Consider the following 25728-nt stretch of genomic DNA (forward strand, 5'->3'; position numbering starts at 1 on the left):
GTTCAGCGTCCTTTCGTGTAGATGATGGACCGCGTGCACGGCGTCGCGGCGATGTACTGCACGACCTCGCAGTCGGCGACCTGACGCTCGCCGCACTCGCCGCGCAGCTGGCGCACGGCCTCGATGTTCAGGCCCCACCCCTGCATGTACGAGTTCGAGAGGTGCCCGCCGTCGGTATTGGTGGGCAGCCAGCCGCCGATGCCGAGCGCGCCGTCCTGCACGAACTGCCCCGCTTCGCCCTGCGCGCAGAAACCGAGGCCTTCGAGACTGAACAGCACCGTGGGCGTGAAGTTGTCGTAGCACATGAGGGCATCGACGTCGTCGCGTGTGACGCCCGCCATCTCGTACGCCTGCGTGCCCGCGTCGCGGATTTCGTCGTACCAGAAGCCCGGATCGAAGTTGCCGATCGCGCTGCGCGCGAACGCGTCGCGCGCACCGACACCCGAGATCAGCACGGGCGGCTTTGCGAGGTCGGCGGCCCGCTCGGCGCTCGTGAGGATCATGCAGACGGCGCCGTCGTTGACGAGACAGTAGTCGAGGAGACCGAGCGGCTCGACGATGCGCCGCGCGCTTGCGTGGTCGTCGAGCGTGATCGGCTTGCGCATCACGGCGTCGGGGTTGAGCATCGCGTTGTTGCGAAACGCCACCGACACCGCGCCGAGCTGCCGCGTGGTCGTGCCGTAGCGCTCCATGTGCATGCGGAACATGAGCGCGTGCGAGGCGCCCGGAGACGTCAGGCCCCACGGGTCCCAGAACGACGCGAACTCGTCGCCGCCGTAGTTCATCCGACGCGAGCGGCCGATGTTCGTGTAGATGAGCGCCACATGATTCGCCGCGCCGGACTCGATCGCCATCATCGCCTCGACGATCGCCATGCCGGACATGCGGCCGTGGCCCGGCATCGTGCTGGTCCAGCGAGGGTTGAGCCCGAGTATCTCGCCCATGCGGGCATAAAACGGCACGCGGCAGCAGAGCAGGCCGTCGACCTCGTCCTTCGCGAGGCCGCAATCGGCGAGCGCGAGCCTGAACGCCTGTGCGCCGAGCGCGTAGTCGCTCACATCGGGGAAGTCGCCGTAGCGCGTATTACCGATGCCTGCGACGGCAACCCGGTTTCGCAGCGACTGCATTGAATTCACATCCGCCTCCTTGTTGTCGATGGAAGTTGCTGGTTGCCCTGCGGCGCGTGGCCGTGGCCGTGCCCGCGCCGGTGCCCGTTCATGCGCCGTGATCCGCCGCGCTCCACGCTTCGACGGCAATGCGCGGCAGCTCGAACACGTCCGATGTGCGCACATACGAATTGCCCTGCATGCGTCCGACGAGCGCGAGACGCCGCGTATCGATCCAGCAGCGCCCGGCGTCGATCACCGCGTCGTCGCGCACGTGCATCATGAGCACTTCGCCGAGCACGAGCGAGCGCATGTTCCCTAGCTCGACGATGCGCATCAGCCTGCATTCGAACGCCACGTGACTCTCGGCGATGCGCGGCGTCCTGATGAGCGTCGAGGCCTGCGGGGTGAGCCCCGCCTCGGCGAATTCGTCGACATGCGGCGGGAACTCGATCGCGCACACGTTCATGCGCTCGACGTTGTCCTCGCTCACGAGGTTGACGACGAACTCGCCCTGCGAGCGCACGTTCTCGCCGGTGTCCTTGCGGTCCGTGCCGGAGCGGTGCTGGATCGCGAACGCGAGCGTCGGCGGGTCCTCGGCGAACACGTTGAAGAAGGAGAAGGGGGCAGCGTTCGGCAGGCCGTCGGCGTCGATGGTCGACACCCACGCGATCGGGCGCGGCGTGACCGTCGAAGAAAGCAGCTTGTAGCGGTGCAGCGGGTCGAGCGTGGACAGGTTGAATTGCATCGTCGGATTCCTGGTTCGTTGGTGCGCGGCGCTCAGATCACGCCTTCGTCGCGCAGGGCCTCGATCTCGCTCGCGGAGAATCCGAGCATCTCGCCGAGCACGTGCGCGTTGTCTTCGCCATAGCACGGGGCGCCGCGATTGATCCGGCCGCCGCTGCAGGCGGGCGTCTTCGAAAGGCGCGGCGCGAATTCGGCCACCGGCCAGCGGCCGATCTTCGTGCCCTCGACTTCCGTCAGCCATTCGAGTTCGGCCAGTTGCGGATCGTGCTCGCAGCGATCGGCGGCGCTCTGGCAGACGCCCGCCGGCACGCCCGCGCGCTGCAGCCGGTGCATCGCGGCGTAGGCGTCCTGCGTCGACGTCCACGCGTTCACGAGCGCGTCGAGTTCGTCCTGATGCGCAAGGCGGTTCGCGAGCGTCGCAAAGCGCGGATCGGCCCGCAATGCGTGAAGGCCGCAGACGTCGACGAAGCCGTGCCATTCCTTTTCGCCGAAACAGGCGATCGCAAGCCAGCGGTCGTCGCCCGCGCAGCGATACGCGCCGTGCGGCGCGGCGGGCTTGGCAGGCGAGCGGTTGCCGTAGCGGCGGAATTCGCGGCCGTTCGCGGACCAGTCGAGCACCGCGGTCGCCGTCTGGAAGATGCCCGCCTCGCATTGCGACGAATCGATCCACTGGCCCTCGCCGGTGCGCTCGCGGTGATAGAGCGCGCCGAGCACGGCAAGCGAAAAGCCGTAGGCGCCGACCCAGTCGAGATACGAATAGCCCCAGCCCGCAGGCATCGCGGGATCGGGCAGGCCCGACATTTCGGTGCTGCCCGCGAACGACGCGGCGACCGGGCCCACGGTGCGAAACCGCCCGTAGCGTCCGCTCGCGCCCATGCCCGATTGCTGGATGTAGATGATGTCCGGCCGGATCGACTTCAACACGTCGTACCCGAGGCCGAGCCGTTCGAGCACACCCGGCGAAAACCCTTCGGCGACGACGTCGGACATGCGTATCAGGTCCTTCGCGATCGCCAGTCCCTTCGGATGGCGGATGTTGAGCGACAGGCCGCGCTTGCCGGCGTTCTTGTTGTTGAACTGGCCGCCCATGTCGGGGTCGGTGACGCCCGCGAGCGGTGACGTGGCCCGCCGGCGCGCTTCGCGTCCGCCGACCGGCGCCATCGCACCGAGCCGCGTATCGGGGTTCTCCTTCCACTCGACCTTGATGCTCTCCGCACCGAGCGCGGCGAGAAAGCGCGTGCCCCCGGCGGATGCGAGGAACCACGAGAAGTCGAAGATGCGCACGCCTTCCAGCGCGAACGGCCGGCCGCGCGCCGACTGCGTACGTGCCGTGATGCGCGGCTCAGCGGGCACCGATGCACGAACGCTCGCGGGCGCGGCGTGGAAATCTTCGTCGTGGCTGTGCTCTCCGAGCAGCGGCGCGCGCTTTCCGGTTTGCCAGGCCGTCGCGGAACTGAGCCATTTGCTGACCGGATAGCGAAACGATCGTCCGAGTTCGGGATGTTCGACATCCGCGAATGCACGCCGTGCGAGCCAGTGCTCGTCGAGCGCGTTTTCGTGCGGCTTTCTTACCGGCGCCCACAGCAGCCCCGCCTGCTGCGCATCGCGCCACGGGAGATCGGCGTAGTCGTAAGCGCCGACGAAACGCTGGATCACTTCCAGCATGTGCACGGTTTCGTCGTCCTGCGCGGCGGAGCCCGGCGTGTCGCGCGCCGACAGGTCGCTGTCCTGCGCAGGCGGCCGCAGGTCCTCCGCCTTGCCGAAGCGATCGAGGAACGGCACGAGCTTCGCCTTGTCCCGCGCAGAGACGCCCCACGCCATGTTCCAGCGGCCGTCGCGCGTGCGGCTGATGTTCGGAACGCGATTGGTCTTCTCCGCCGCGTGGCGCGCGGTCTGCCGCATGAGCGGCGCGCGCCGCATGACCCACGACATCAGGTCGAGCTCGGTGTTGATGGCAACCGCCTGATGAATCGCGCACGACACGTCCTGCCCCTCGCCCGTGCGCTGCCGGTGCAGCAGCGCCGCGACGATCGCCGCAGCCGTCTGCTCGCCGGCAATGTGATACGCGTGCCACGCCTGCGGCGCGATCGGCGGGGTGGTGTAGCGGCCGTTCGCGTCGGGATCGTAGCCGCAGTTCATCATGACGCCGCCGAGCGCGAGCTGAATCAGGTCCGAAGCCTTGTAGTCCTTCCACGGGCCGATGTCGCCGAACGGCGTGATGCGCGCCGTGACGAGCGACGGAAACTGCTGTGCAAGCGGCTCGTCGATGCCGGTCTCGCGCAGGAAACGCCCGCGCGTGCTGTCGAGCAGCACGTCGGCGTTGGCGAGCATCGCGAGGAAGCGCTCGCGCGAACCGGGTGCGGCGGGGTCGAGCACGACGGATCGCTTGCCGCGGTTGTACGCCCAGAAGAAGAGCGACTTCTCCGGGTCCTCGCGTTCGCCGAAGAACGGGCCGATGCGCCGGCTCGGGCTGCCGCCGGGCGGCTCGATCTTGACGGCTTCGGCGCCGAGGCCCGCGAGCAGCAGGCCGCAGTATTCGCCGGTTTCGTCCGCGATTTCGATCACGCGCAGGCCCGCGAGCATGCCGGGCAGGGGGGCGGCCGGCGTGTCGGCCGCCTCGGTCGAAGATGGATGCATGGAGGTCTCTCGATGGCAATGCGTGAGGCCGCCGCGCACCGCCCCGAACCGGATTCGGGGCCGCGCGGCTGTCGTTTCCATGAAGCCCGAATGGCGCGTCTAGGCGCGCTCGGGTGGATTCTGGATATAGACGACGTGCGTCTGCGTGTACTCGTAGAGCCCGTGCTTGCCGTCCGCGCCGCCGATGCCCGAGCGCCGCACGCCCGCGTGATAGCCCTGCATGGCCTCGAAGTTCTCGCGGTTCACGTAGGTCTCGCCGAAGCGGATGTCGGTGCACGCGCGCATCGCGTAGCCGATGTCGCCCGTGTAGATCGACGACGTGAGGCCGTAGTCGGAATCGTTGGCCTTGTCGATGGCTTCCTCGAGGCTGTCGATGATGTCGACCGGCGCAACCGGTCCGAAAATTTCCTTGCGCATGATTTCCATGTCGTGCGAGCAGCCGGCGAGCACCGTGGGCTCGAAATAGAGCCCGCCGCCGCGCTCGACCGTCTTGCCGCCCGTCACGACCTGCGCGCCGCCCGCCACCGCGCGGTCGACGAGCCCCTGAACCTTGCGCGCCGCCGCCGCGTTGATGAGCGGGCCCATGCCGACCTCCGCGCCGCCGAGCGGGTCGCCGAAGGTCGTCTCGCGCATCGCGCCCGCGAGCTTCGACACGAACTCGTCGGCCACCTTGCGGTGCACATAGATGCGCTCGGCGCAATTGCAGACCTGGCCGCTGTTGATGACGCGCGAGTCCCTGATCGCGCGCACCGCGAGATCGACGTCGGCGTCCTGCATGACGATCGCGGGCGCCTTGCCGCCCAGTTCGAGATTGACCTTGGTGATGTTCTTCGCCGCCGCGGACATGATCATCGAGCCGGTCTCGACGCTGCCTGTGAAGCTGACCATGCCGATGTCCCGATGGCTCGCGAGCGCGTGGCCCGCATTCGCGCCGTTGCCGTAGACGAGATTGAACACGCCGTCGGGCAGGCCGGTCTGCGCGAGCAGTTCGGTGAAGAGCGCCGCGTTGTTCGGCGTCTCCTCGCTCGGCTTGATGACGATGGTGTTGCCCGTGACGAGCGCGGGCGCCGTCTTGCGCGCGATGAGAAAGAACGGGAAATTCCACGGCAGGATGCCGCCGATCACGCCGATCGGCTGGCGAAACAGAAAGATGTTCTCGTTCGCGCGGTCGCTCGACAGGATCTCGCCCTCGATGCGGCGCGCCCACTCGGCCATGTAGTCGAGATAGTCGGCGGTGAAGTTGGCTTCGGTGCGCGCGAGCGGCAGGATCTTGCCCTGTTCCTCGGAGATCACGCGGGCGATTTCCTCCGCGCTGTCGCGGATGCGCGACGCGATCGCACGCAGGAACGAGGCCCGCTCGATCGCAGGGCGCTTGCCCCATGCGCGCTGCGCGCGCTTCGCCGCCGCAACCGCTTCTTCCACGGCGCTTGCGGGGGAGTTCGGAATCTCGGATATCACCTTGCCGCTCGCCGGATTGAGCACTTCAATGGGCTCGGCACCAGCGTGCTCGACAAACGACCCGTCAATGAAATTTCGATGCACCGTCTACCTCCTTGTGAGTGTGAGTCACGAGCGCCCCGGGCGACATGTCCGGGCTTCGGATCGAGTTCGCGTCCCAGAAAATATACACTATATAATGCATTGTATTAACTTTTTGCTGTGATCGCCGTCATCGCTTGCGGTGCGAAAAAATATAAATTATATTTTGCATTAACGCGACGACCCGGAAAGAGGAGCACATGGAACAGCCGTACAGCGGGGTGACGATTCTCGATCTCACGCATGATCTCGGGCGATATGCGGGACGGCTCTTCGCCGACCTCGGCGCACAGGTGATCCGCATCGAGCCGCCGGGCGGACTCGCCGACCGGCGTGCCGCGCAGGAAGAGGCGCCGCCGGGCGCAGCGCCTGCTGCCTACGAGTTCGAGTTCCTCAACGCGAGCAAGCTGAGCCGCGTGATCGATACGGCCACGCAGGCCGGGCGCACGGCGTTCGCGTCGCTTTTGGCCGAGTCGCAAGTGGTGCTGCTCGAACGCGATGGACCGCTCTTCGACGAACTGGAGTGGGTGAAATCGCTTGCGAGCGCCGTGGTGGTGACGTCGGTGTCGCCGTTCGGGCGGTCCGGGCCGTGGGCCGATGCGCCGTCGTCCGATCTCGTCCTGCAGGCGGCGGGCGGCATCGCGTGGCTCTCGGGCCGCCTCGACGGGCCGCCGCTGCGCCTGCCCGGCTCGCAGGCCACGATGATCACGGGCGTGTATGCGGCGGTCGCGACGGCCGTCGCGCTGCACGACACGCTCGCGAGCGGCCGCGGGCATGTGGTCGATGTCTCGGCGCAGGAATGCATCGCGCATTCGCTGCAGAACTCGATACAGGTCTTCGATTTCGAGGACCGCATTTCGATGCGCGGCGGCGAAGGCACGCGCGATTGCAGCGAGGACATGTTCGCCTGCAAGGACGGGCTCATCTTCCTCGCCGCGCCGCGCACGCTCGGCGTTTCGTGGAATGCGCTCGTGCAATGGATGCGCGACGCCGGCCATCCCGCGGCGGAAGAACTGTCGGCCGGGCGCTGGAGCGACCGCACCTGGCGCATGACCGGCGAAGCGAAGCGCGCCTTTCGCGCAACGCTCGAATCGTTCACGAAGGACTACACGAAGGAGCAGCTGACCGAGGAGGGCATCCGGCGCAAGGTCGTGCTCGGGCCGGTCAGCACCGTGCGCGACGTATTCGACGACCCGCAGCTTCTGCATCGGCAATATTTCCAGACCGTCACGCCCGCGCAAGGCGCGCATCCGCTGAAGTTTCCCGGCGCGCCATACCGGCTTTCGGAGCCGGTATGGCGCGTCGCCGCCGCCGCGCCGCTCGGGCACCCGGAACAATCACGCTAGGAGACCACATGCGACCGGACTTTCTCAAGGGCGTGCGCTTCACCGACCTCACCTGGGCGGGGGCGGGCCCCTTCGGCACCAAGGTGTTCTCGGATTTCGGCGCCGAAGTGCTGAAGATAGAGAGCATGACGCGGCCCGATTCGGTGCGCACGGCGGGGCCGTTCAAGGATGGCGTCGTCGGCACGAACCGCAGCGGCTACTTCGCCTCGCGCAACACGGGCAAGAAGAGCGTTGCGCTCAACCTGAAGACGGAGGAGGCGCGCCGCATCGTGATCGATCTGATCGCGCAGTCGGATGTCGTCACCAACAATTTCGGTCCCGGCGCGATGGAGCGGCTCGGGCTCGGCTACGAGACGCTGCGCGAGATCAAGCCCGATCTCATCTACCTGTCGATGCCGATGTACGGCCAGGACGGCCCGCGCGCGAACCTGCTCGGCGTGGGCATGACGATCAGCGCGGTCACGAGCATCATGTGGCACACGGCTTACGGTCCGAACGACCCGGTCGGCCCGGGCACGCATTACCCGGATCACGCGGCCAATCCCTACCACGGCGCGTTCGCCGTGCTCGCCGCGCTCACGCACCGGCGCAAGACCGGCCGTGGCATGAAGATCGATCTGTCGCAGGTCGAGTCGACGGCCAACTTCGTCGGACCGGCACTCGTCGAGACGAGCGCGACCGGAGAAGAGATCCCGCAGGTCGGCAATCGCAGCCGCACGGACGCGCCGCACAACATCTTCGCGGCAAGGGGCGACGATGACTGGGTCGCGATCAGCGTCGCCGGCGACGCGCACTGGCAGGCGCTCGCGCGCGCGATGAATCGCGCCGATCTGCTCGACGATGCGGCGCTTGCGAGCGCATCCGGGCGCCTCGCCGCACTGGAGCGCGTCGAGGCCGCGGTCGCGCAGTGGACGCGCGAGCGCGACGCAGCCGAAACGGCCGCCGCGTTGCGCGCACTCGGGGTTCCGGCGGCGGTCGTCGCGCGGTCGAGCGAACTCGTGCAGCACGATCCGCAACTCGCGGCGCGGGGCTACTGGCAGCACGTGCAGCATCCGGAAGTGGGCCCGGTCCTGCTCAGTTCGCCGCCTTTCACGATCGACGGCGAGCGCGTCGAGCTCGACCGTCCGCCGCTTTTCGGCGAGCACACGCAGCAGGTGCTGCACGATCTGCTCGGCATGTCGGCGCAGGATGTGGCCGGTCTCGAAGCGAGCGGGGTGCTGTCATGAGCGCGGGCGCCGGCAGTTTCGTGAATCCCGGGCGCTCCGCGTCGCGGCGCCTCTCGCGCGCGGCGGCGATCGTGGGCGTCGGCCATACCGACTGGGTCGGCGACTGGACGCGCGTGCGCAACGGCGAGAAACCGAGCGACAGCTACGGCTACGGCGCGATCGCGTTTCGCGCGGCGCTCGCGGACGCGGGCCTCACGCGAGCGGACATCGACGGCGTGATCGCCGGGCCGACCACGGCCTACGAGCGCATGTCAGAAGTGCTCGGCATCAATCCGCGCTGGGGCGATCAGGCCGACGCGGTGCTGTCGGTCGCGCAGGCCCTCACGGCGATCGAAACCGGGCTCGCGGAAACGGTCGCGCTCGTCTACGGCAACGACCAGCGTTCCGCGCAGATCCAGTACGGCGGCCCGCAGGCGATGGGCGGCGACGCGTTTCTCTCCTACGTCTATCACGCGCCGTGGGGGCTCACGTCGCAGGGTGCGCTCTACGCGCTCACGTTCCAGGCGTGGAAGCACGCGCGCGGCTTCGACGAAGTCGATCTCGGGCACATCGCGGTGGCGCAGCGGGCGTGGGCGTCGATGAATCCGAACGCCGTGATGAAAAAGCGCATCACCCTCGACGACTACCGCGAGGCACGCTATATCTGCGAGCCGCTGCGCCTCTTCGACTACTGCATGATCAACGACGGCGGCGTCGCGCTCATCGTCACCACGGCCGAGCGCGCGAAGCGGCTCGCGAAGCCGCCGGTCTATGTGCAGGGCCTCGGGCGCCGCGACCTGAACGTGGGCGCGACGAGCCTCGAGCCGCGGCTGACCGAGTTCTACCTGCCCGCGCAGCAGGATTGCGCGCGCCAGGCGTACGACATGGCGGGTTTCGGCCCGTCCGACATGGACCTGTTCCAGGTCTACGACAGCTTTTCCGTGCACGTGCCGCTCGCGCTCGAAGGCTACGGCTACTGCGAAGTCGGCGGCGCCGGGCGCTTCCTGCGCGAAGAGGGCATCGGCCCGGGGGGCCGGCTGCCGACCAACACGAGCGGCGGCCATCTGTCCGAGACGTACATGCAGGGCTGGGCGCACCAGATCGAATGCGTGCGCCAGCTGCGCGGCGAATGCGGCGAGCGTCAGGTGCCCGAGTGCCGGCATGCGCATTACACGTCCGACGTAGCGGGCAAGGCCGTATCCATCATCTACAGCCGATAGGAGTTCGTTCATGACCAGCGTATCCGACGCGGCGCGCACGCCCGCGCCTGTCATGGGTCTTTTCGATGGTCCCATGTGGTCGAGCATCCGCGAGGGCGCGATGCAGTTGCAGCGCTGCCAGGACTGCGGCGCGATGCAGTATCCGCCGGCGCCCGTCTGCACGCATTGCCTGTCGCTCGCACTAAAGTGGCAGGCGATTTCCGGCCAAGGCACAATCCTCTCCTGGGTGGTGTTTCACCGGACTTACCTCGACGCCTATCCGGCACCTTACAATGTCGTGGCCGTGCGCCTTGCGGAGGGGCCCGTGATGATCTCGAATCTGGAGGGCGCGCCGCCCGCGCAGAGCTGGCTGGGAGCCCCGGTTCGCATGGTCTACACCACGATGCCGGATGCAGCGGTGCTGCCGAGATTCACGCTCGACGACGTGAGCGCGGGCAAATCGCCCTAGAAAAACGATGGAATATCTATGACCTTTTTTACGAAGCTGGATCAGGTGGCGGAACGCCTGCGCGAGCGCATCATCGCAGGGGAATACAAGCACGGCGACAAGCTCAAGCAGGCGGAAATCGCGGCGGAACTGGGCGTTTCGATCACGCCGGTGCGTGAGGCCCTGAAGGTGCTCGAGATGGAAGGCTTCATCGTGAGCGTGCCGCACAAGGGCCTTTCCGTGCCGCACATCGCCGCCGAGCGCGCGCAGGAGATCTTCGAGCTGCGCGTGCTGCTCGAGCGCCGCCTGACCCAGATGGCAGTGGAACGCATGACGAAGGAGCAGATCGCGGAGTTGCGCGGCATGCACAAGGAGTTCTCCGCGCTCGTGAAGAAGCGCGAGATCTATGCGGTGCGCGCCGCCAACGTCCGGTTCCACTTCCGCGTGTACGAAATGGCCGACTGCCCGCAGACGCTGCAGTTCGTGCGGGTGTTGTGGGCGAAGTACCCGTTCAATTTTCACGACGACCAGGTGATCCGCTTCAAGCAGCTCCTTCAGGAGCACGCCGAGTTCATGCGCAAGCTCGAAGCCGGCGACAAGGAAGGTGCGGTCGCGGCGATGGTCGATCACATTCAGACAGGCTGGAGCCGGGTGTCGAAGAACATCTGAGGCACGGCGCGCGAGCGCTCCCGGTCCGCCAAACATGGGGAGCGCCAATGAGCAAGTGTTTCATTCCGGTCGACTATCACCGCTTTCGCCGCTACATGACGCACGCGGTGCTGGAGGAACTCCATACGGGCCTGCGCTGGGCGGAAGGACCCGTCTGGTTCGCCGACGCGCAGATGCTGCTCTATACCGACGTGCCCGGCGACAGGATCTACCGCTGGGTCGAAGGGCAGGGGGCATCGGTGTTCCGGCACGGCTCGAATCACGCGAACGGCATGACGCGCGACCGCCAGGGGCGCCTTGTCGTGTGCGAGAGCGGCGGCCGGCGCGTGACGCGCACCGAACTCGACGGCCGCATCACCGTGCTGGCCGAGCGCTTCGAAGGAAAGCGCCTGAATTCGCCGAACGACGTGGTCGTGAAGTCCGACGGCACGGTCTGGTTCAGCGATCCCGACTACGGCATTCTCAGCGACTACACGGGCACGCGCGCCGAGAGCGAGATCGGCGCATGCAACGTGTTCCGCTACGATCCCGCCGACGGTTCGCTCGGGGTCGCCTGCGAAGGGCTCGCCAAGCCGAACGGCCTTGCGTTCTCGCCGGACGAGCGCACGCTCTACGTCGCCGACAGCGGCCGCACGCATGATCCGGACGGCCCGCATCAGATCGTCGCATTCGATGTTGCCGCCGACGGCCGCACCGGCCACCGCCGCCCGTTCGCGCAGATCCCGACGGGCGTGCCGGACGGTTTTCGCGTGGACGTGGATGGCAATATCTGGACCAGCACCGTCGACGACGGCGTGCTGTGCTTCGCACCGGACGGCGCGCTGATCGGCCGCATTCACGTGCCCGAGCCGGTCGCGAACCTGACCTTCGGCGGGCCGAAACTCAACCGGCTCTTCATCGCGGCCGGACAGAAGCTCTATTCCATTTTCACGGGAACGCGCGGCCTGCCGCTCGTCTGAATCATGCGCACATCCATTGAAGAAGCGTCATCGGGCGCGAGCCCGCGCGTGCTCATCGTGACGGGCGCCTCGCGCGGCATCGGCGCGGCCGTCGCCAAGGAAGCCGCGCGGCGCGGCTATCGCGTATGCGTCAACTATGTTTCGGGCGAAGCGCTCGCGAACGGCGTCGTGGCCGACATCCGCGCCGGGGGCGGCGATGCGTTCGCGCATCGCGCCGATACGTCCGACGAAGCCGCGGTCCGCGGGATGTTCGACGAAACCACGCGCCGCTACGGCACGGTCACGGATCTCGTGAACAATGCGGGCGTGAACGGCGGCACGAGCAGGTTCGCCGATCTCGAACTGGCGGTGCTGCAACGCACGCTCGCGGTGAACGTCGTCGGCTATTTCCTTTGCTGCCAGGAGGCGGTGCGCCGCATGTCGACCGCGCGCGGCGGACACGGCGGGCGGATCGTAAACGTGTCGTCGGTGGCCGCGGTCAACGGGTCGGCCGGCGAGCGCGTCCATTACGCGACGTCGAAGGGCGCGGTTTCGTCGATGACGATCGGGCTTGCCAAGGAAGTCGCGCGCGAGGGCATCCGCGTAAACGCGGTGTCGCCGGGGCTGACCTTCACGGAGATGAACGAGCCGGGGCGCATCGACGGGCTCGCGCATGTCGTGCCGATCGGGCGCGGCGCGCAGCCGGAGGAGATCGCCAGCGGCATTCTCTGGATGCTCTCTGACGAAGCGGGCTACGTGCTGTCGGCCAATCTCGTGATTTCCGGCGGACGGTAGCGGCAGAGCGCTATTTTTTCTGCGGGGCGGCCGTCGTGCCGTAGTGCTTTTTGAAGCCGCGATGGCCGCTCTCGATGTGCGCCTGCAACTGCTTCGCGACGACGCGGGCGTCGCGCTCGGTGAGCGCATCGAGAAGCGCGCCGTGCTCGCCCACCACATCGGCGGTACGATTGGGCATCACGGAGAGCAGGTCGAACGGATACTTCGCCCACAGCACGCGGACGAAGTGCAGCGTTTGCACCTGATCCGCCATTTCGTAGAGTCGAAAATGAAACCGGTAATTCGCGCTGCGCATTCGGGGCCAGTCCTGCTTCCTGAAGGCGTCGCACATCGTCTCGTTGATCGCGACGAGTTCCGCCAGCCCCTCGGGCGTCATGCGGCGCGTGGCTTCGCGCGCGAGCTTCGGCTCGAACAGCAGGCGCAGTTCGTAGAGTTCGTCGACTTCGTCGATCTGAAAGGGCGCGACGACCGCGCCCCGGTGCGACGTGCCGAGCACGTAGCCCTCCGCTTCGAGCAGCTTCAGCGCCTCGCGCACGGGTGTGATGGAAAGATGCAGGCTCTCGGCAATCTCGGCCTGCTTGAGCTTCTGGCCGCGCTTGAGCTCGCCGGACATGATCTGCTCGCGCAGGAGGTCGGCGACCTGGCTTTCCTTGGTTTTGAAGACGACGTTCACGTGATGGCTCCGCGGCGGGGTGGATGCGCCCCGCTCGCCAGGCGCGCGCAGGGTTGCACGATGCATTGAATTTTCAGCATTCTATTTTAGTTCCAGGCTGGGCCGGGCGCGTAAAGCGCACGGGTCAGCCGCGCTTGTGGCGCGTGATGCGCCGGGCGTCAATCCATTCGATCCGGAATGTCTCATGCCACTTACACCCGTTGCTGACCGCGAACTGCTGCATACACGCACCATCGAAGCCAGGGGCTATTCGAGGGCGGGCGGTCTTTACGATCTCGAGGCGCATCTTCTCGACGTGAAGACGCACGACAAGCTCGGCCCCGCCGGCACCCGCCATGCGGGCGAGCCGATTCACGAGATGTGGCTGTGCATCACCATCGACGAGAGCCTGACCATCGTCGGTGCACAAGCGTGCTTCGATGCCGTTCCCTACGAAGGGCAGTGCGAGCGCATCGCCCCTGACTACGGACGGCTCGTCGGCCTTGCGATCGCGCCGGGTCTCACGTCGAAGGTGAAGGAACTGCTCGGCGGCACACAAGGCTGCACGCACGTCACCGAACTGATCGGCGTTCTCGCCACGCTCGCGTTCCAGACCATCGGCAATCGCCGCGCCCGCGAGGCGCAGGCGACCGTGCGGCCATTTCAGCTGAACCGCTGCCACGCACTCGCGACGACGGGCGAGGTCGTCAGGAAATATTATCCGCGCTGGTTCGAGCCGCGCGATTGATCGTTCTTTCCTCGCGGGGCGATCCGGTTCGACGGTCGGGATAAACCCTCGATCGGGCGGCTTCTTCGTTGTTGGCAAATAAAATATAAATTATATTCTATCCAGTCCTGTTCGGGACCGGGCGCGAGCGGATGCGCCCGTACGACCTTCAACAACTGGAGACCACCGTGAGATGGAAAGCCCGGTACTGGGTGTACCTGATGCTGTTTCTGCTTGCGACGATCAACTATCTCGACCGTGTGGCGCTTTCGGTCGCTGCCGTTCAGATTTCCGCTGACCTGTCGATCACCAAGGTGCAGCTCGGCTATCTGTTCTCATCGTTCCTGTGGGGTTACACGCTCTGCCTGATCCCCGTGGGGCTTCTGATCGACCGGTTCGGCACGCGCTATGTCACGGCGATCAGCATGGCGGTGTGGTCGGCAGCCACGGCGCTCACGGGCGCCGCCACGAGCGTGGGCGCGGTGATCGCGGCGCGCGTCGTGATGGGCATCGGCGAGTCGAGCTGCTATCCGTCCGCGGGGCGCATCGTGCGCGAATGGGTGCCGAGCCGCGAACGCGCAACCGCCATGACGATCTTCAATTCCGGCGCCTACTTCGGCCCGGCGCTCGGCGCAATCGTGCTCTCGTGGCTCGTCGCCGAGGCGGGCTGGCGCGTGTCGTTCGCCGTCTGCGGGGCCGTCGGCTTCGTCTGGATGGCCGTCTGGCTCAGGTATTTCCGGCAGCCCGAGCACACCACGTGGCTTCCCGCCGATGAGCGGCGAACGATCGAGAAGGAGCGCGAGACCACCGCGCAGGCCCGCGCCGATACACCGTCGATCGGCCTCGGCGGGCTCATGCGCTCGCGCACGATGATCGGCCTCATGATCACGCAAGGGTGCAACGCCTACACGCAATATCTTTTCCTGACGTGGCTGCCGAACTACCTGCAGACGGAGCGCGGCATGACGCTGCTCAAGAGCGGCACGGTCATGGCGATGCCTTATCTCGGCTCGATGTTCGTGTCGATTGCGCTCGGCATGCTGAGCGATCGCCTGTTGACCGAGAAGACCATCGAGAGCGGACGCAGGCGAACGCTCGTCGGCGCCGTGATGTTCGGCGGGGCGGTGATCCTGTTCGTGCCGTGGGTGTCGAGCGTATGGATCATTCTCGGGCTGGTCACGATCGCGCTCGGCAGCGTCGCGACGGGCAACGCCCTCAATATCGCGCTGCTCGGCGACCTGCTGCATTCGAAGGCGGACGTCGGGCGCGCGATGGGGCTGCTGCTGATCGGCGGGAACGTCTTCGGCTTTCTGGCGCCGATCGTGACCGGCTATGTCGTGCAGGCGACCGGGCATTTCGACGCCGCGTTTGCCGCCGCGGGCGCGCTGCTCATCATGGGCGCGCTGTCGTCGTGGTGCCTCACGCGCAGGCCGATCCGCGCACGCGCCGCGCCGGACATGCGCATCGAGGTTCCGCCGCACCACGCAGGGAGCTGACATGAGCACATCGTTTTCAGACAGCCAGAAGAACGCGCCCGCAGCCCCGCATGTGACGATCCGGCCCGAATGGCTGGCCCTGCATGCGGAGGAAGCCATCGATCCGGCGCGGCCCATCATCGACGCGCATCATCATCTGTGGGAGTTCCCCGACAAGCGCTATCGCAGCGACAATCTGCTCGCGGATCTGCGCTCCGGGCACGACATTCGCGCGACGGTCTTCATCGAATGCCAGACGCATTACAGCCGCGAGCGGCCGCCCGGGTTCGCGCCGCTCGGAGAAGTGGAGTTCGTGCTGGACGAGATTCGTGCGGCGGGCGAGGCGGGCGCGAGGACGCGCGTTGGCGCGGCGATCGTGGCCAACGCCGACCTGCTGCTCGGCGACGCGGTCGAGCCCGTGCTCGCCGCACTGATCGAAGCCGGCGAGTCACGCGTGAAAGGCATCCGCAATATCGGCGTGTGGCACGCGGACCCGTCGGTGAAGGCATCGGCCGCGACGCCGCCGCCGCATCTGCTGCTCGATCCGCGCTTCAGGCAGGGGCTGAGCCATCTCGCGCCGCTCGGCCTTTCCTTCGATGCGTGGGTCGTGCACACGCAGATCGACGAACTGTGTTCGCTCGCCGCCGCCTTCCCCGATACGCGAATCGCGCTGAATCACGTTGGCGGGCCGCTCGCGATCGGCCCCTATCGCGGGCATCGGGACGAAGTGTTCACTCAGTGGCGCGCGGCGATCGCACAGCTTGCGCGTCATCCGAACGTTTCGATCAAGCTCGGGGGCTTCGGCATGGCGCTCTTCGGCTTCGATTTTCATGCGATGCCGCGTCCGCCAGCGTCTTCGTTGCTTGCGCAGAACATTCGACCGTATGTGGAGACGTGCGTCGAACTGTTCGGCGCGGATCGGTGCATGTTCGAGAGCAACTTCCCCGTCGACAAGGGCAACTTCAGCTACGGGGTGCTGTGGAATGCGTTCAAGCGCGTGACGAGCGGATGCACGGATGCCGAGAAGTCCCGGCTCTTTCACGATAGCGCCGCCGGGTTCTATCGGATAGGCGTGGTGCCGGCGTAGGGGAGCGGGCCGCTCTTGGCCGGCACGGGAGCGGTACGCCCAGTCGATCAAACCCCGCTGCACCGGCGCCGCGCTCGCCGTTCACGTCATTGCGGCTCGCTGTCGTCGGTGCCGGCACTGGCGGTGAGCGCCTCATGGTCCATCGCGGCGGCCGCGAGCGTCGTCGCCAGTTCCGGATGCGCCTCCTTGCGTTCGCTGTAGCGGTCGGTCAGGTAAGGGCTGCGGTCGCGTATCAGCAACGTGAACTTGTACAGTTCCTCCATCACGTCGACGACGCGGTCGTAGTACGCGGACGGCTTCATCCGGCCGTCGGCATCGAACTCCTGCCAGGCCTTCGCCACCGACGACTGATTGGGGATGGTCACCATCCGCATCCACCGTCCGAGGATGCGCAGCGCGTTCACCGCATTGAACGACTGCGAACCGCCGCTGACCTGCATCACTGCGAGCGTGCGCCCTTGTGTCGGACGGATGCCGCCGCTTTCGAGCGGCAGCCAGTCGATCTGATTCTTGAACACGGCCGTGAGCGTTCCGTGACGCTCGGGGCTGCACCACACGTGCCCCTCCGACCACTCGGAAAGCTTGCGCAACTCCTGGACCTTGGGATGATCGGCCGTCACGCTGTCCGCGAGCGGCAGGCCGTGCGGATCGAACACGCGGGCGTCTGCGCCGAAGCGGCGCAGAATGCGTTGAGCCTCGAGCGTGAGAAGACGGCTGTACGACGTTGCGCGCAACGAGCCGTAGAGCAGCAGAATCCGCGGCGCGTGTTGCGAGATCGTGGCCGGTTCGAGCTTCTGCAAATCGGGCGTGTCGAGATGGCGTTCGCTGATGCCGGGCAGATCGACAGGGGGATTCATGCGCTGGGTCCTCCGGCGCCGCTCGCCGCTTCGTACCAGCGCTGCGAACGGTTGACGACGCCGACCACCAGCAGCATCACCGGCACTTCGATCAGCACGCCGACAACCGTGGCGAGCGCCGCGCCCGAGTGAAAACCGAAGAGGCTGATGGCCGTCGCCACCGCCAGCTCGAAGAAATTGCTTGCGCCGATCAGGCTGGACGGTCCCGCGACGCAATGCGCAACGCCCAGCCGGCGATTGAGCAGATAGGCGAGGCCCGAATTGAAAAACACCTGAATGAGGATCGGCACCGCGAGCATCGCGATGACGAGCGGTTGCCCGACGATCGCCTGCCCCTGGAATGCGAAGAGCAGCACCAGCGTGGCGAGCAGCGCGCCGATCGAATAGGGCCCGAGCCTGGATAGGGTCGTGCGCAAGTGCGCTTCGCCCTTCGCCATCAGGAGACGGCGAAGCAATTGCGCGAGGATGACCGGAATGACGATATAGAGGCTGACCGAGATGATGAGCGTGTCCCACGGCACCGTGATGGCCGACAGCCCGAGCAGCAGCGCGACGAGCGGCGCGAACGCCAGCATCATGATGGAGTCGTTCAGCGCCACTTGCGACAGCGTGAAATACGGGTCGCCCTTGCACAACTGCGACCAGACGAACACCATCGCCGTGCACGGCGCGGCAGCGAGCAGGATCAGCCCGGCGATATAGCTGTCGAGCCGGTCGGGGGGAAGCCACGGGGCAAAGACGTGCCGGATGAAGATCCAGCCGAGGAGCGCCATCGAAAACGGCTTGACGAGCCAGTTCACGAACACCGTTACGCCGATGCCGCGCCACTGGCTCTTCACGTGTGTCATCGCGCGAAAGTCGATCCTGACCAGCATCGGAACGATCATCACCCAGATCAGCACGCCCACGGGAAGATTGACCTTCGCGACCTCCATGTGGCCGATTGCCTGGAAGAGCCGAGGAAGCATCTGCCCGAGCGCGATCCCCGCCACGATGCACAGCGCGACCCAGACCGTCAGATATCGCTCGAAGAATCCGATTGCAGAGCGGTTCCGGCCAACCGCCGCATCAGTGCTGCTCATTCGGATGCTCGACAGGCTGATGGCCGATCGCGGCGACGATCCAGCACATTCACGAGATTCACGCGCGGCTCCGCATGGTGATAACGGATTGCGCCGGGGCGCAGCATGCGCCCGACGTTTGCGAATGTGCTGTCGATTGCGCCATTGCTTCGTCCCGTGAGTGCCCATAGACCGGCGCGCTCTCCAGTGTCCTGAAGGTTTCCCACGCGACGCCCTGCGGGTCGACGGTCCACGCCTTGTCGGAGCGTGCATAGCAGCACGTCGTGCCGGTCTGCACCTGCACCGGCAGCCGGGCGGCGGCGAAGCGCGCGTTCATCTCGGCAAGCTCGGTATCCGTTTCGACCTGAATCCCGATATGGTCGACGCCCGGTTTCGCGCCGCGCTGCGAGATCGAGAAATTGACGGCGGGATCGGTCAGCTCCCATTTGCAGTAGTCGGCCTTGACGACCGCCGGTTCGGCGTTGCCGAACATGGCGCGATAGAACCGGATGCTGTCGTTCAGATCTTCGACGGCGACGTGGATATGCATGCGCTTCATGGTGTGTTTCCGCAGCAGGTGGGAGCATCGCTCGCGGCACAGGGCGCGCCCGCGCAGCAGTTCTCCGTGAGAAAGCCGATCAGGCCCGTCATGGCGTCGAAGTTCGCCGTATAGATGACGAAGCGCCCCGACTGGCGCGGCGTCACCAGCTCGGCATGCGAGAGATCCTTGATATGGAACGAAAGGCTCGAAGGCGAAAGCCCCAGTTGCTGGGCGATTTCACCGGCCGGCATGCCGTCCGGGCCGGCGACCACCAGCAAGCGAAAGATCGCAAGCCGGGATTCGTGAGCGAGCGCGCCCAGCGCGCGTACGACGAGGTTGGAGTCCATGCACGGAACGATACACCGAACAATTCGATATTTCAAGTAAGTTTGAAATGTCGTTTTTGCGTGCCTCGCGGGCGCACTTCAATGCGCCGTCGCGAGCTTCCGGTTCAGGCGACGCATCCCGTCGAAGATCGTCTCGGCGACGTCCATCGGGAAATCGCGGGGAAGCTGGGCCGCGACCTCGTCGATGACGCCCGCGGTGCGCGCGGTCAGTTCGCCGATCATCGCCTCGACGTCCGGCGCCGGAAATCCGGCGCGCTGCCCCTGGGCGATCCAGTGGCGGCGCTGAATCTCGCCCAGCAGGTAGTGAACGTTCCTGCCGCGCACGGCCATCGCGAGTCTCACCCGTTGCGCCGCGAGCTGATTGCCACCCGTGCCGACGATGGGATGGGCCGAGAGCACGTCGTAAAGCGGCGTGGACTCGTAGCGGCTGGCGGGCAGGTGGGCGATGCTGAAGTTCTTCGCGTGACCGTCGGTTGCCGCGAGCAGCCAGAAGATCATCTGTGTCATGAAGAAGTCGCGCCGGTCCTGCGCCGCGCGCTCCGAGCCGGAGAGCACTTCCACGATCGCCTCGATACCGGGGCCGCCGTCGGACTCGTACTTCTGCAATGCCGGCGTGCCCGTCGCCTGGCACATGTCCTCCTGCGGCAGCCGCAGAATCCAGCTACCGTCGCTCGACAGCCTGCGATCGAACCGCTCGACGACGAGCACCTTCTGATCCTCGAACCGGGCAATGTCGCACCGGGCGATGCGCATGCCATAGGCCGCGACGATTTTCGAACAGAGCCATTCGTTTTCCACGGACGTCCGCATGTCGGCCCGCATGTTGCCTACGAGACCCAGAGGCAACTTGAAGATATGCGTGGTCGGCGTGCTGCCTTCGGGCAGAAGCCACTGGTTGCCATGCCAGAGGAGGGCGGTCTTTTCCTGCGCGCCGGCAATCGACAGACGCAGATCGTCGACCGGCTCGTGCTGCCCGATCCGAGGCGCCGAGGTTGTGTCTTGCAGCAGACGCGCGATCTGACTTTCGCTCAGGGCCCGCCCCCGGATGCTCGCGAGATCGACGGGCTCCTCGCCGGGCGGCAACATCTGGATGGCGCCGACGCAGTCGCGGCCCAGCGTGGCGAGCAGCTGAAACGGCGCTGTACCGCCGGTTCTGTATCGTGCGGCGATGCGGCGCCGGATCGGCTCGCTGTCAGGAAGAAGGTTGTCGAAATAGTCTGTGACAACCTGCCCGCGCCACGGCTGGTTGCCCGGCGTAAAGGGCAGCGATAGCGATAGCGGGCGGCCCTGCGGATCGGCGATCCAGTCGTCGCGATAGACCAGGCGCTCGCCGCCGTGCGCGGTTTCCCAGTATCCGACGGGCAGGCCGTTCATCCACAAATCGAGTCGGCTCGGTTGCGAGCGGCGTGCCATGCTTACCAGTTCTCCCTTTTTCTTGCGGCCGCTGCCTTCTTGCTGCCGGGGCGGCTCGCAAGCGGGTCCTTGTCAGCGCGTCCACTACGGGGGGGCGTCGCGCCCGCCGTCTTCGCCGCGCCCTTGCCGCGCGACGACGTGTCCTTTGCCGGCGGTGACGGCACGGCGCGCGCCGCGCGACCGGCCTTGACGACCGATGCGATCTTCGCGGCGCGGGGCGGCGCGGTGTCTGCCGTAAGGGCGGGCGAAGGGGCGGCGATCCTGTCGCCGTCCACGGCCTTCGGCGGGCGGGTGCCAGTGTCGGTCAGCGTCAGATCGGCACCGAGCACGCGCAAGACCCTGAACAGGCGCTCCACGCTGATGGCGGCGGGGTTGGCCTCCAGTTGGGCGTACGTCTGCTGCGTCACGCCGAGCCGACTGGCCATCATGGCCTGCGTGAGTCCTGCGGCCTTGCGGAATCCTTGCAGGATGGGCCGCAGCTGGCCAAGTGTCTTGACGGGGTAGTCCACGGCACCGCTCCAGTGGGTCATGACGACGATACAGGTGACAGGCTGTAAATCAGGATAACAGTCTATACGCTGTTTTTTTGAATTACAACCTATCACCTGTAAAACTGGAAAACAGGCGATAGCCTGTTACCGAATGGGAGCATGTATTCATGCAAATGTCGCGCATGATGTAATAAATTTGAAACAAAACCATTGTCCTTACACATATGTAGAGAATGAATGCATGTCTTCGTAAAATATTGCTTGCCAACCTAAAGGTAGTTAAACGTTTGCCGTAAACCGGGGAAGCCACTGTGCATGCACAGGAACATCCCCGGAGAAAAAAACAATGAGAACTGGCAAGGCAGCGCTCTCGCTGCAGGCGCGCATTGCGCTGACGATGGGTTTTCTCGCCGCCCTGATGGTGGCGATCGGTGTCCTTGGCCTGCTCGGCACGAGCCGCGCGAACCGCGCCAACCGCGACACGTACGAGAACAAGCTGACCGCCGCCACGAATATCGGCAACGCGGAAATCTACATCGCGCGTACCCGCCTCGTACTGGACCGGGTCGCGCTGCATCCGGACGACCCGAAGACCGCCGAGCAGATCGCCCGCGCGACAGGGTTCTTTGCGAAGTCGGACGAGTGGTGGCAGCAGTTCGTCAAGCAGCCGCACGAGCCGAGCGAAGCGAGCCTGATAGGCGATGCGACCGCGCGCCGTCAGACCATGCGCGGCGCCGTGTCGGCCTTCATCGATGCGATCAAGGCAAACAACCGCGAGCAGGTCGACACGATCGCGATGACGCAATTGAGCGCCCTCTACAACGACATGAGCGCCGCCAACGAGAAGGTCAAGCAGGCGCTCTACACGAACGCGAAAAACAATTACGAAGCGGCCGAAGCGAGCTTTCAGATGTTCTTCACGCTGTCGATCATCATGATCGCGATCGGCGTGGTGGCCGCGGGCTTCAGCTGGCTGGCGCTGCGCCGCGCGATCATGACGCCGCTCAACCAGGCGCTCGCACATTTCGATGCGATCGCCCAAGGCGATCTGAACCGGCGCATCCAGGTGCTCTCCGAAGACGAGATGGGCACGTTGCTGCGCGGCATCGAAAAGATGCAGGCGAGCCTCGCGAAGACCGTGCGGGCCGTGCGCAGCAGCACGGAATCCATCGCCACCGCGACCGAGCAGATCGCCTCCGGCACGATGGATCTTTCGTCGCGCACCGAGGAGCAGGCGGCATCGCTCGAGCAGACTGCGGCCAGCATGAGCGAGCTGACGGCGACCGTGAAGCAGAACGCGGAGAGCGCGCGCACGGCGAGTTCGCTCGCCGACAACGCGACGGCCGTCGCCACCCGCGGCAACGAGGTGGTCGAGCGCGTGGTCGGGACCATGGGCGGTATCGATGCAAGCTCGCGAAAGATCTCGGAGATCACGGGGATCATAGAGGGCATCGCTTTCCAGACCAACATCCTCGCGCTGAATGCAGCGGTGGAAGCGGCCCGCGCCGGCGAGCAGGGGCGAGGTTTCGCCGTGGTCGCATCGGAAGTGCGCAGCCTTGCGCAACGTTCCTCATCGGCGGCGAAGGAGATCAAGGAACTGATCGCGGATTCCGTGCGCACGGTCGCGGTGGGAACCGAACTCGTCGCCGATGCGGGCAAGACGATGCAGGACGTGCTGCGCGCCGTGCGCGACGTCACCGCGATCATGAACGAAATCGCCGCAGCGGCCGAAGAGCAGCGCACCGGCATCGAGCAGGTCGACACCGCGGTCAGCCAGATGGACTCGATCACGCAGCAAAACGCGGCGCTCGTCGAGGAGGCCACCGCTGCCGCTCAGTCGCTCAGCGAACAGTCGCGCAACATGCGCGGCTTCGTCGAGGTCTTCAAGCTCGCCTGACACGCATCACTTCCTTACTCACAAACCTCTCGCAACAATGACGCTACCCAACGACCGCAGCCGCCGCAGCTTTCTCAAAGGCTCATTGGCGATTGCACCGATAGCCGTGGTCGGCATTTCCGGTGCCGTGGCGACGCCCAACGGACAGCCGGACCCCGGCACCCCTCCGCCTGACCGGCCCGCTGTCGAGAACTACACGCCCGGCTATTTCACGCCTGAAGAGTGGGCATTCGTGAACGCGGCGTGCGACGTGCTGATCCCGAAGGACAGCGTGGGCCCGGGCGCCGTCGAGCTCGGCGTGCCGCAATACATCGACCGCCAGATGCAGACGCCCTACGGCGACGCGTCGCGCTGGTACATGCAGGGGCCGTTTCTCCCCGCGGAAGCGGAGTTCGGCTACCAGTCCAAACTCACGCCGAAGGAACAGTACCGGCTTGGCATCCGCGCGATCAACGGCTACTGCCGCGAGCATTTCGGCGGCAAGACCTTCGCGGAACTCACGCATGCGCAACAAACCGACTTGTTCAAGAAGATCGAATCCGGCGCGCTGAAAGTGGAGGGCTTCAGGCTGAAGACCTTCTTCGAAGGCTTTCTGCTGGTGAACGTCAACGAAGGCTACTTCTGCGATCCGTCGTACGGCGGCAACAAGGACATGGCCGCGTGGAAGATGATCGGCTATCCCGGCGTGCGCGCGGATTACCTCGAGTTCGTGGGTGAGGCCAAGCCTTATCCCTACGCACCGGTCAGCCTCTACGGAAAGCGAGGATAAGCATGGCAAGCATCAAGAAGAAGCCGGTCGACGCCGTGATCGTCGGCTTCGGCTGGACCGGCTCGATCATGGCGATCGAACTGGCCAACGCAGGTCTCAACGTGGTTGCACTGGAGCGCGGCGATGCCCGCGACACGGTGCCGAGTTTCGCGTATCCGCAGATCGTCGACGAGATCAAGTACTCGGCGCGTCAGGCGTTGCTGCAGAACCTCGCGAAGACGACCGTCACGAACCGGCATACGAAAAACGATACGGCGGTGCCTTACCGGCAGATCGGTTCGTTCAAGCCGGGTGAGGGCGTAGGCGGCGCGGGCGCGCACTGGTCGGGCGTGCAGTCGCGGGTCATGCCCGACGAGCTGCGCATGAAGAGCCACATCACCGAGCGCTACGGCGCGAAGTTCATCCCCGAGGACATGAACCTGCAGGACTGGGGCGTGACCTACGACGAACTCGAACCGAGCTTCGACCGGTTTGAGCGCGTATGCGGCACCTCGGGGAAGGCCGGCAACATAGAGGGCAAGCCGGTGGAGGGCGGCAATCCGTTCGAAGGCCGCCGTTCGAACGACTTTCCATTGCCCCCGCTCGCGGACCATCCGACGGGCAAGCTCTTCGCCAGGGCGGCGAAGAGCCTCGGCTACAAGCCCTTTGCGCTGCCGGCCGGCAACGCGTCCGGGCCGTATGAAAACGAATACGGCTGCCAACTGGGTCCCTGCAACTTCTGCGGATTTTGCAGCGACTACGGCTGCCTGAACTATTCGAAGGCGTCGCCGCAGACGGCCATCATTCCGGCACTCCTGCGCAAGCCCAATTTCGAGCTGCGCGTGAATGCGCATGTGATCAAGGTCAACACGGACGCAAGCGGCAAGCGCGCGACTGGCGTGACCTACGTCGATGCGGAAGGCAACGAGGTTGAACAGCCCGCCGAGATGGTGATTCTCGCGGCATTCCAGCTGCACAACGTGCATCTGATGCTGCTGTCGAAGATCGGCCAGCCGTTCAACGCCGACACCAACGAAGGCGTGGTCGGCCGCAACTTCTGCTACCAGCTGCTCAACAGCGTGAACATGTTCTTCGACCAGGACACGTACATCAATCCCTTCATGGGCGCGGGCGGCGGCGGTCAGGCAATCGAGGAGTTCAACGCGGACAACTTCGACCACGCGTCGCTCGGCTTCATCGGCGGCGGCATCATCTGGGGCCGGCAGACGGGCAACGGCCCGGTGCGCGGCATCCCGCTGCCCAAGGGCGCGCCGAAGTGGGGCACGGAGTGGAAGAAGGCGGTGAAGGACAATTTCGTGCACACCGGCCGCATCGAGTCCCAATGCAGCAACATGGCCTATCGCGGCTGTTTCGCCGATCTCGATCCGAACTACCGCGATGCCTACGGTTCGCCGCTCCTGCGTCTCACGCTCGACTGGCAGGACAACGACCTCAGGGCATCGGAGTACGTGGCAGGCAAGATGATGGAGATCGGCCGCGCGATGAATCCCAAATCGATGTCGGGCCGCATTCTCAAGCCCGGCACGCACTGGGACACGCGTGCGTATCAGAGCACGCACATCAGCGGCGGGACGGCGATGGGCGCCGACCCGAAGACGAGCGTCGTCAACAAGTACCTGCAAAGCTGGGACGTCCCCAACCTGTTCGTGTTGGGCGCGAACGTCTTTGCGCATGGTATCGGCTACAACCCGACGGGACTGGTCGGTGGTCTCGCCTACTGGGCCGCGAGCAACATTCGCTCGCAATACCTGAAGAATCCCGGCGCGATGGTGCAGGTCTGAA

The 25728-nt window shown here is 65.9% G+C and carries 24 protein-coding genes; 13 read left to right on the forward strand and 11 right to left on the reverse strand.

Going from position 1 to position 25728, the window contains the following annotated elements; all coding sequences use genetic code 11:
* Positions 1-2: 2 nt before the first annotated feature.
* From BG61_RS18800 to aldA, 4 genes are all read right to left on the reverse strand, one after another.
* On the reverse strand, positions 3-1127 hold the full coding sequence (locus tag BG61_RS18800; RefSeq protein WP_129572262.1) for a thiolase family protein: 1125 nt from the start codon (positions 1125-1127) through the stop codon (positions 3-5).
* 88 nt (positions 1128-1215) lie between these two features.
* Positions 1216-1854 carry a flavin reductase family protein gene (locus BG61_RS18805; RefSeq protein WP_035937619.1) on the reverse strand — a complete coding sequence of 213 codons (639 nt, stop codon included), beginning with the start codon at positions 1852-1854 and terminating at the stop codon, positions 1216-1218.
* Positions 1855-1886: 32 nt separating this feature from the next.
* Positions 1887-4490: a CaiB/BaiF CoA-transferase family protein gene (locus BG61_RS18810; protein ID WP_232256380.1), complete on the reverse strand. Its 2604-nt coding sequence runs from the start codon at positions 4488-4490 to the stop codon at positions 1887-1889.
* A gap of 99 nt (positions 4491-4589) precedes the next feature.
* Positions 4590-6032, reverse strand: a complete 1443-nt coding sequence (aldA, locus tag BG61_RS18815) for an aldehyde dehydrogenase (protein WP_035937615.1) — start codon at positions 6030-6032, stop codon at positions 4590-4592.
* A 197-nt stretch (positions 6033-6229) separates the two neighbouring features.
* On the opposite strand from aldA, the gene BG61_RS18820 reads away from it, so the two are divergent.
* Genes BG61_RS18820 through BG61_RS18850 form a run of 7 tightly spaced genes read left to right on the forward strand, consistent with a single transcriptional unit; the run spans position 6230 to position 12629 of the window.
* Positions 6230-7375, forward strand: coding sequence for a CoA transferase (locus tag BG61_RS18820; RefSeq protein WP_035937613.1), 1146 nt, complete (start codon positions 6230-6232; stop codon positions 7373-7375).
* Between the two features lie 8 nt (positions 7376-7383).
* Positions 7384-8601 (forward strand): CaiB/BaiF CoA transferase family protein, encoded by a 1218-nt coding sequence (locus BG61_RS18825; RefSeq protein ID WP_035937612.1) that lies wholly within the window; start codon positions 7384-7386, stop codon positions 8599-8601.
* On the forward strand, positions 8598-9800 hold the full coding sequence (locus tag BG61_RS18830; protein ID WP_232256379.1) for a thiolase family protein: 1203 nt from the start codon (positions 8598-8600) through the stop codon (positions 9798-9800). Before BG61_RS18825 ends, BG61_RS18830 begins: the two co-directional genes overlap by 4 nt.
* A 10-nt stretch (positions 9801-9810) precedes the next feature.
* A complete protein-coding gene (locus BG61_RS18835) occupies positions 9811-10248 on the forward strand; it encodes a Zn-ribbon domain-containing OB-fold protein (RefSeq protein WP_035937610.1) in 438 nt (145 codons plus the stop codon).
* Between the two features lie 18 nt (positions 10249-10266).
* Positions 10267-10896: a GntR family transcriptional regulator gene (locus tag BG61_RS18840; RefSeq protein WP_035937608.1), complete on the forward strand. Its 630-nt coding sequence runs from the start codon at positions 10267-10269 to the stop codon at positions 10894-10896.
* 47 nt (positions 10897-10943) lie between these two features.
* Entirely contained in the window at positions 10944-11855 is a 912-nt protein-coding gene (locus BG61_RS18845; RefSeq protein WP_035937606.1) for an SMP-30/gluconolactonase/LRE family protein, read from the forward strand.
* A gap of 3 nt (positions 11856-11858) precedes the next feature.
* Positions 11859-12629: an SDR family oxidoreductase gene (locus BG61_RS18850; RefSeq protein ID WP_051672639.1), complete on the forward strand. Its 771-nt coding sequence runs from the start codon at positions 11859-11861 to the stop codon at positions 12627-12629.
* Positions 12630-12639: 10 nt separating this feature from the next.
* Here BG61_RS18850 and BG61_RS18855 read toward each other — a convergent pair whose 3' ends face one another.
* Positions 12640-13302 (reverse strand): GntR family transcriptional regulator, encoded by a 663-nt coding sequence (locus BG61_RS18855; RefSeq protein WP_035937604.1) that lies wholly within the window; start codon positions 13300-13302, stop codon positions 12640-12642.
* Positions 13303-13486: 184 nt separating this feature from the next.
* Between BG61_RS18855 and BG61_RS18860 the strand changes: the two genes are divergently transcribed.
* The 3 genes from BG61_RS18860 to BG61_RS18870 all read left to right on the forward strand — a co-directional run bounded on the left by BG61_RS18860 (position 13487) and on the right by BG61_RS18870 (position 16570).
* Positions 13487-14029, forward strand: a complete 543-nt coding sequence (locus BG61_RS18860; RefSeq protein WP_035937602.1) for a DUF2889 domain-containing protein — start codon at positions 13487-13489, stop codon at positions 14027-14029.
* Positions 14030-14196: 167 nt separating this feature from the next.
* A complete protein-coding gene (locus tag BG61_RS18865; RefSeq protein WP_232256378.1) occupies positions 14197-15504 on the forward strand; it encodes an MFS transporter in 1308 nt (435 codons plus the stop codon).
* Position 15505: 1 nt separating this feature from the next.
* Positions 15506-16570, forward strand: coding sequence for an amidohydrolase family protein (locus BG61_RS18870; protein ID WP_035937597.1), 1065 nt, complete (start codon positions 15506-15508; stop codon positions 16568-16570).
* Positions 16571-16656: 86 nt separating this feature from the next.
* Here BG61_RS18870 and arsH read toward each other — a convergent pair whose 3' ends face one another.
* From arsH to BG61_RS18900, 6 genes are all read right to left on the reverse strand, one after another.
* Positions 16657-17427: an arsenical resistance protein ArsH gene (gene arsH / locus BG61_RS18875; RefSeq protein WP_035937596.1), complete on the reverse strand. Its 771-nt coding sequence runs from the start codon at positions 17425-17427 to the stop codon at positions 16657-16659.
* The gene (gene arsB, locus BG61_RS18880; RefSeq protein ID WP_035937594.1) at positions 17424-18509 is read right to left on the reverse strand and encodes an ACR3 family arsenite efflux transporter; all 1086 of its coding nucleotides are present in this window, start codon (positions 18507-18509) and stop codon (positions 17424-17426) included. The genes arsH and arsB overlap by 4 nt, the downstream gene beginning before the upstream one ends.
* A gap of 58 nt (positions 18510-18567) precedes the next feature.
* Entirely contained in the window at positions 18568-19047 is a 480-nt protein-coding gene (locus BG61_RS18885) for an ArsI/CadI family heavy metal resistance metalloenzyme (RefSeq protein WP_035937593.1), read from the reverse strand.
* A complete protein-coding gene (locus BG61_RS18890; protein ID WP_035937591.1) occupies positions 19044-19376 on the reverse strand; it encodes an ArsR/SmtB family transcription factor in 333 nt (110 codons plus the stop codon). Before BG61_RS18890 ends, BG61_RS18885 begins: the two co-directional genes overlap by 4 nt.
* Before the next feature lie 78 nt (positions 19377-19454).
* A complete protein-coding gene (locus BG61_RS18895; protein WP_035937589.1) occupies positions 19455-20789 on the reverse strand; it encodes a type II toxin-antitoxin system HipA family toxin in 1335 nt (444 codons plus the stop codon).
* Positions 20790-20791: 2 nt separating this feature from the next.
* Positions 20792-21298: a helix-turn-helix domain-containing protein gene (locus BG61_RS18900; protein WP_035937667.1), complete on the reverse strand. Its 507-nt coding sequence runs from the start codon at positions 21296-21298 to the stop codon at positions 20792-20794.
* A gap of 328 nt (positions 21299-21626) precedes the next feature.
* On the opposite strand from BG61_RS18900, the gene BG61_RS18905 reads away from it, so the two are divergent.
* Genes BG61_RS18905 through BG61_RS18915 form a run of 3 tightly spaced genes read left to right on the forward strand, consistent with a single transcriptional unit; the run spans position 21627 to position 25727 of the window.
* Positions 21627-23177, forward strand: a complete 1551-nt coding sequence (locus BG61_RS18905) for a methyl-accepting chemotaxis protein (RefSeq protein ID WP_051672641.1) — start codon at positions 21627-21629, stop codon at positions 23175-23177.
* A gap of 37 nt (positions 23178-23214) precedes the next feature.
* On the forward strand, positions 23215-23946 hold the full coding sequence (locus tag BG61_RS18910; protein WP_035937587.1) for a gluconate 2-dehydrogenase subunit 3 family protein: 732 nt from the start codon (positions 23215-23217) through the stop codon (positions 23944-23946).
* Positions 23947-23948: 2 nt separating this feature from the next.
* Positions 23949-25727, forward strand: coding sequence for a GMC family oxidoreductase (locus tag BG61_RS18915; RefSeq protein ID WP_035937585.1), 1779 nt, complete (start codon positions 23949-23951; stop codon positions 25725-25727).
* Position 25728 lies beyond the last annotated feature (1 nt).

Origin of the sequence: Caballeronia glathei (assembly GCF_000698595.1) — a bacterium.
In the GTDB taxonomy this organism is placed as follows: domain Bacteria; phylum Pseudomonadota; class Gammaproteobacteria; order Burkholderiales; family Burkholderiaceae; genus Caballeronia; species Caballeronia glathei.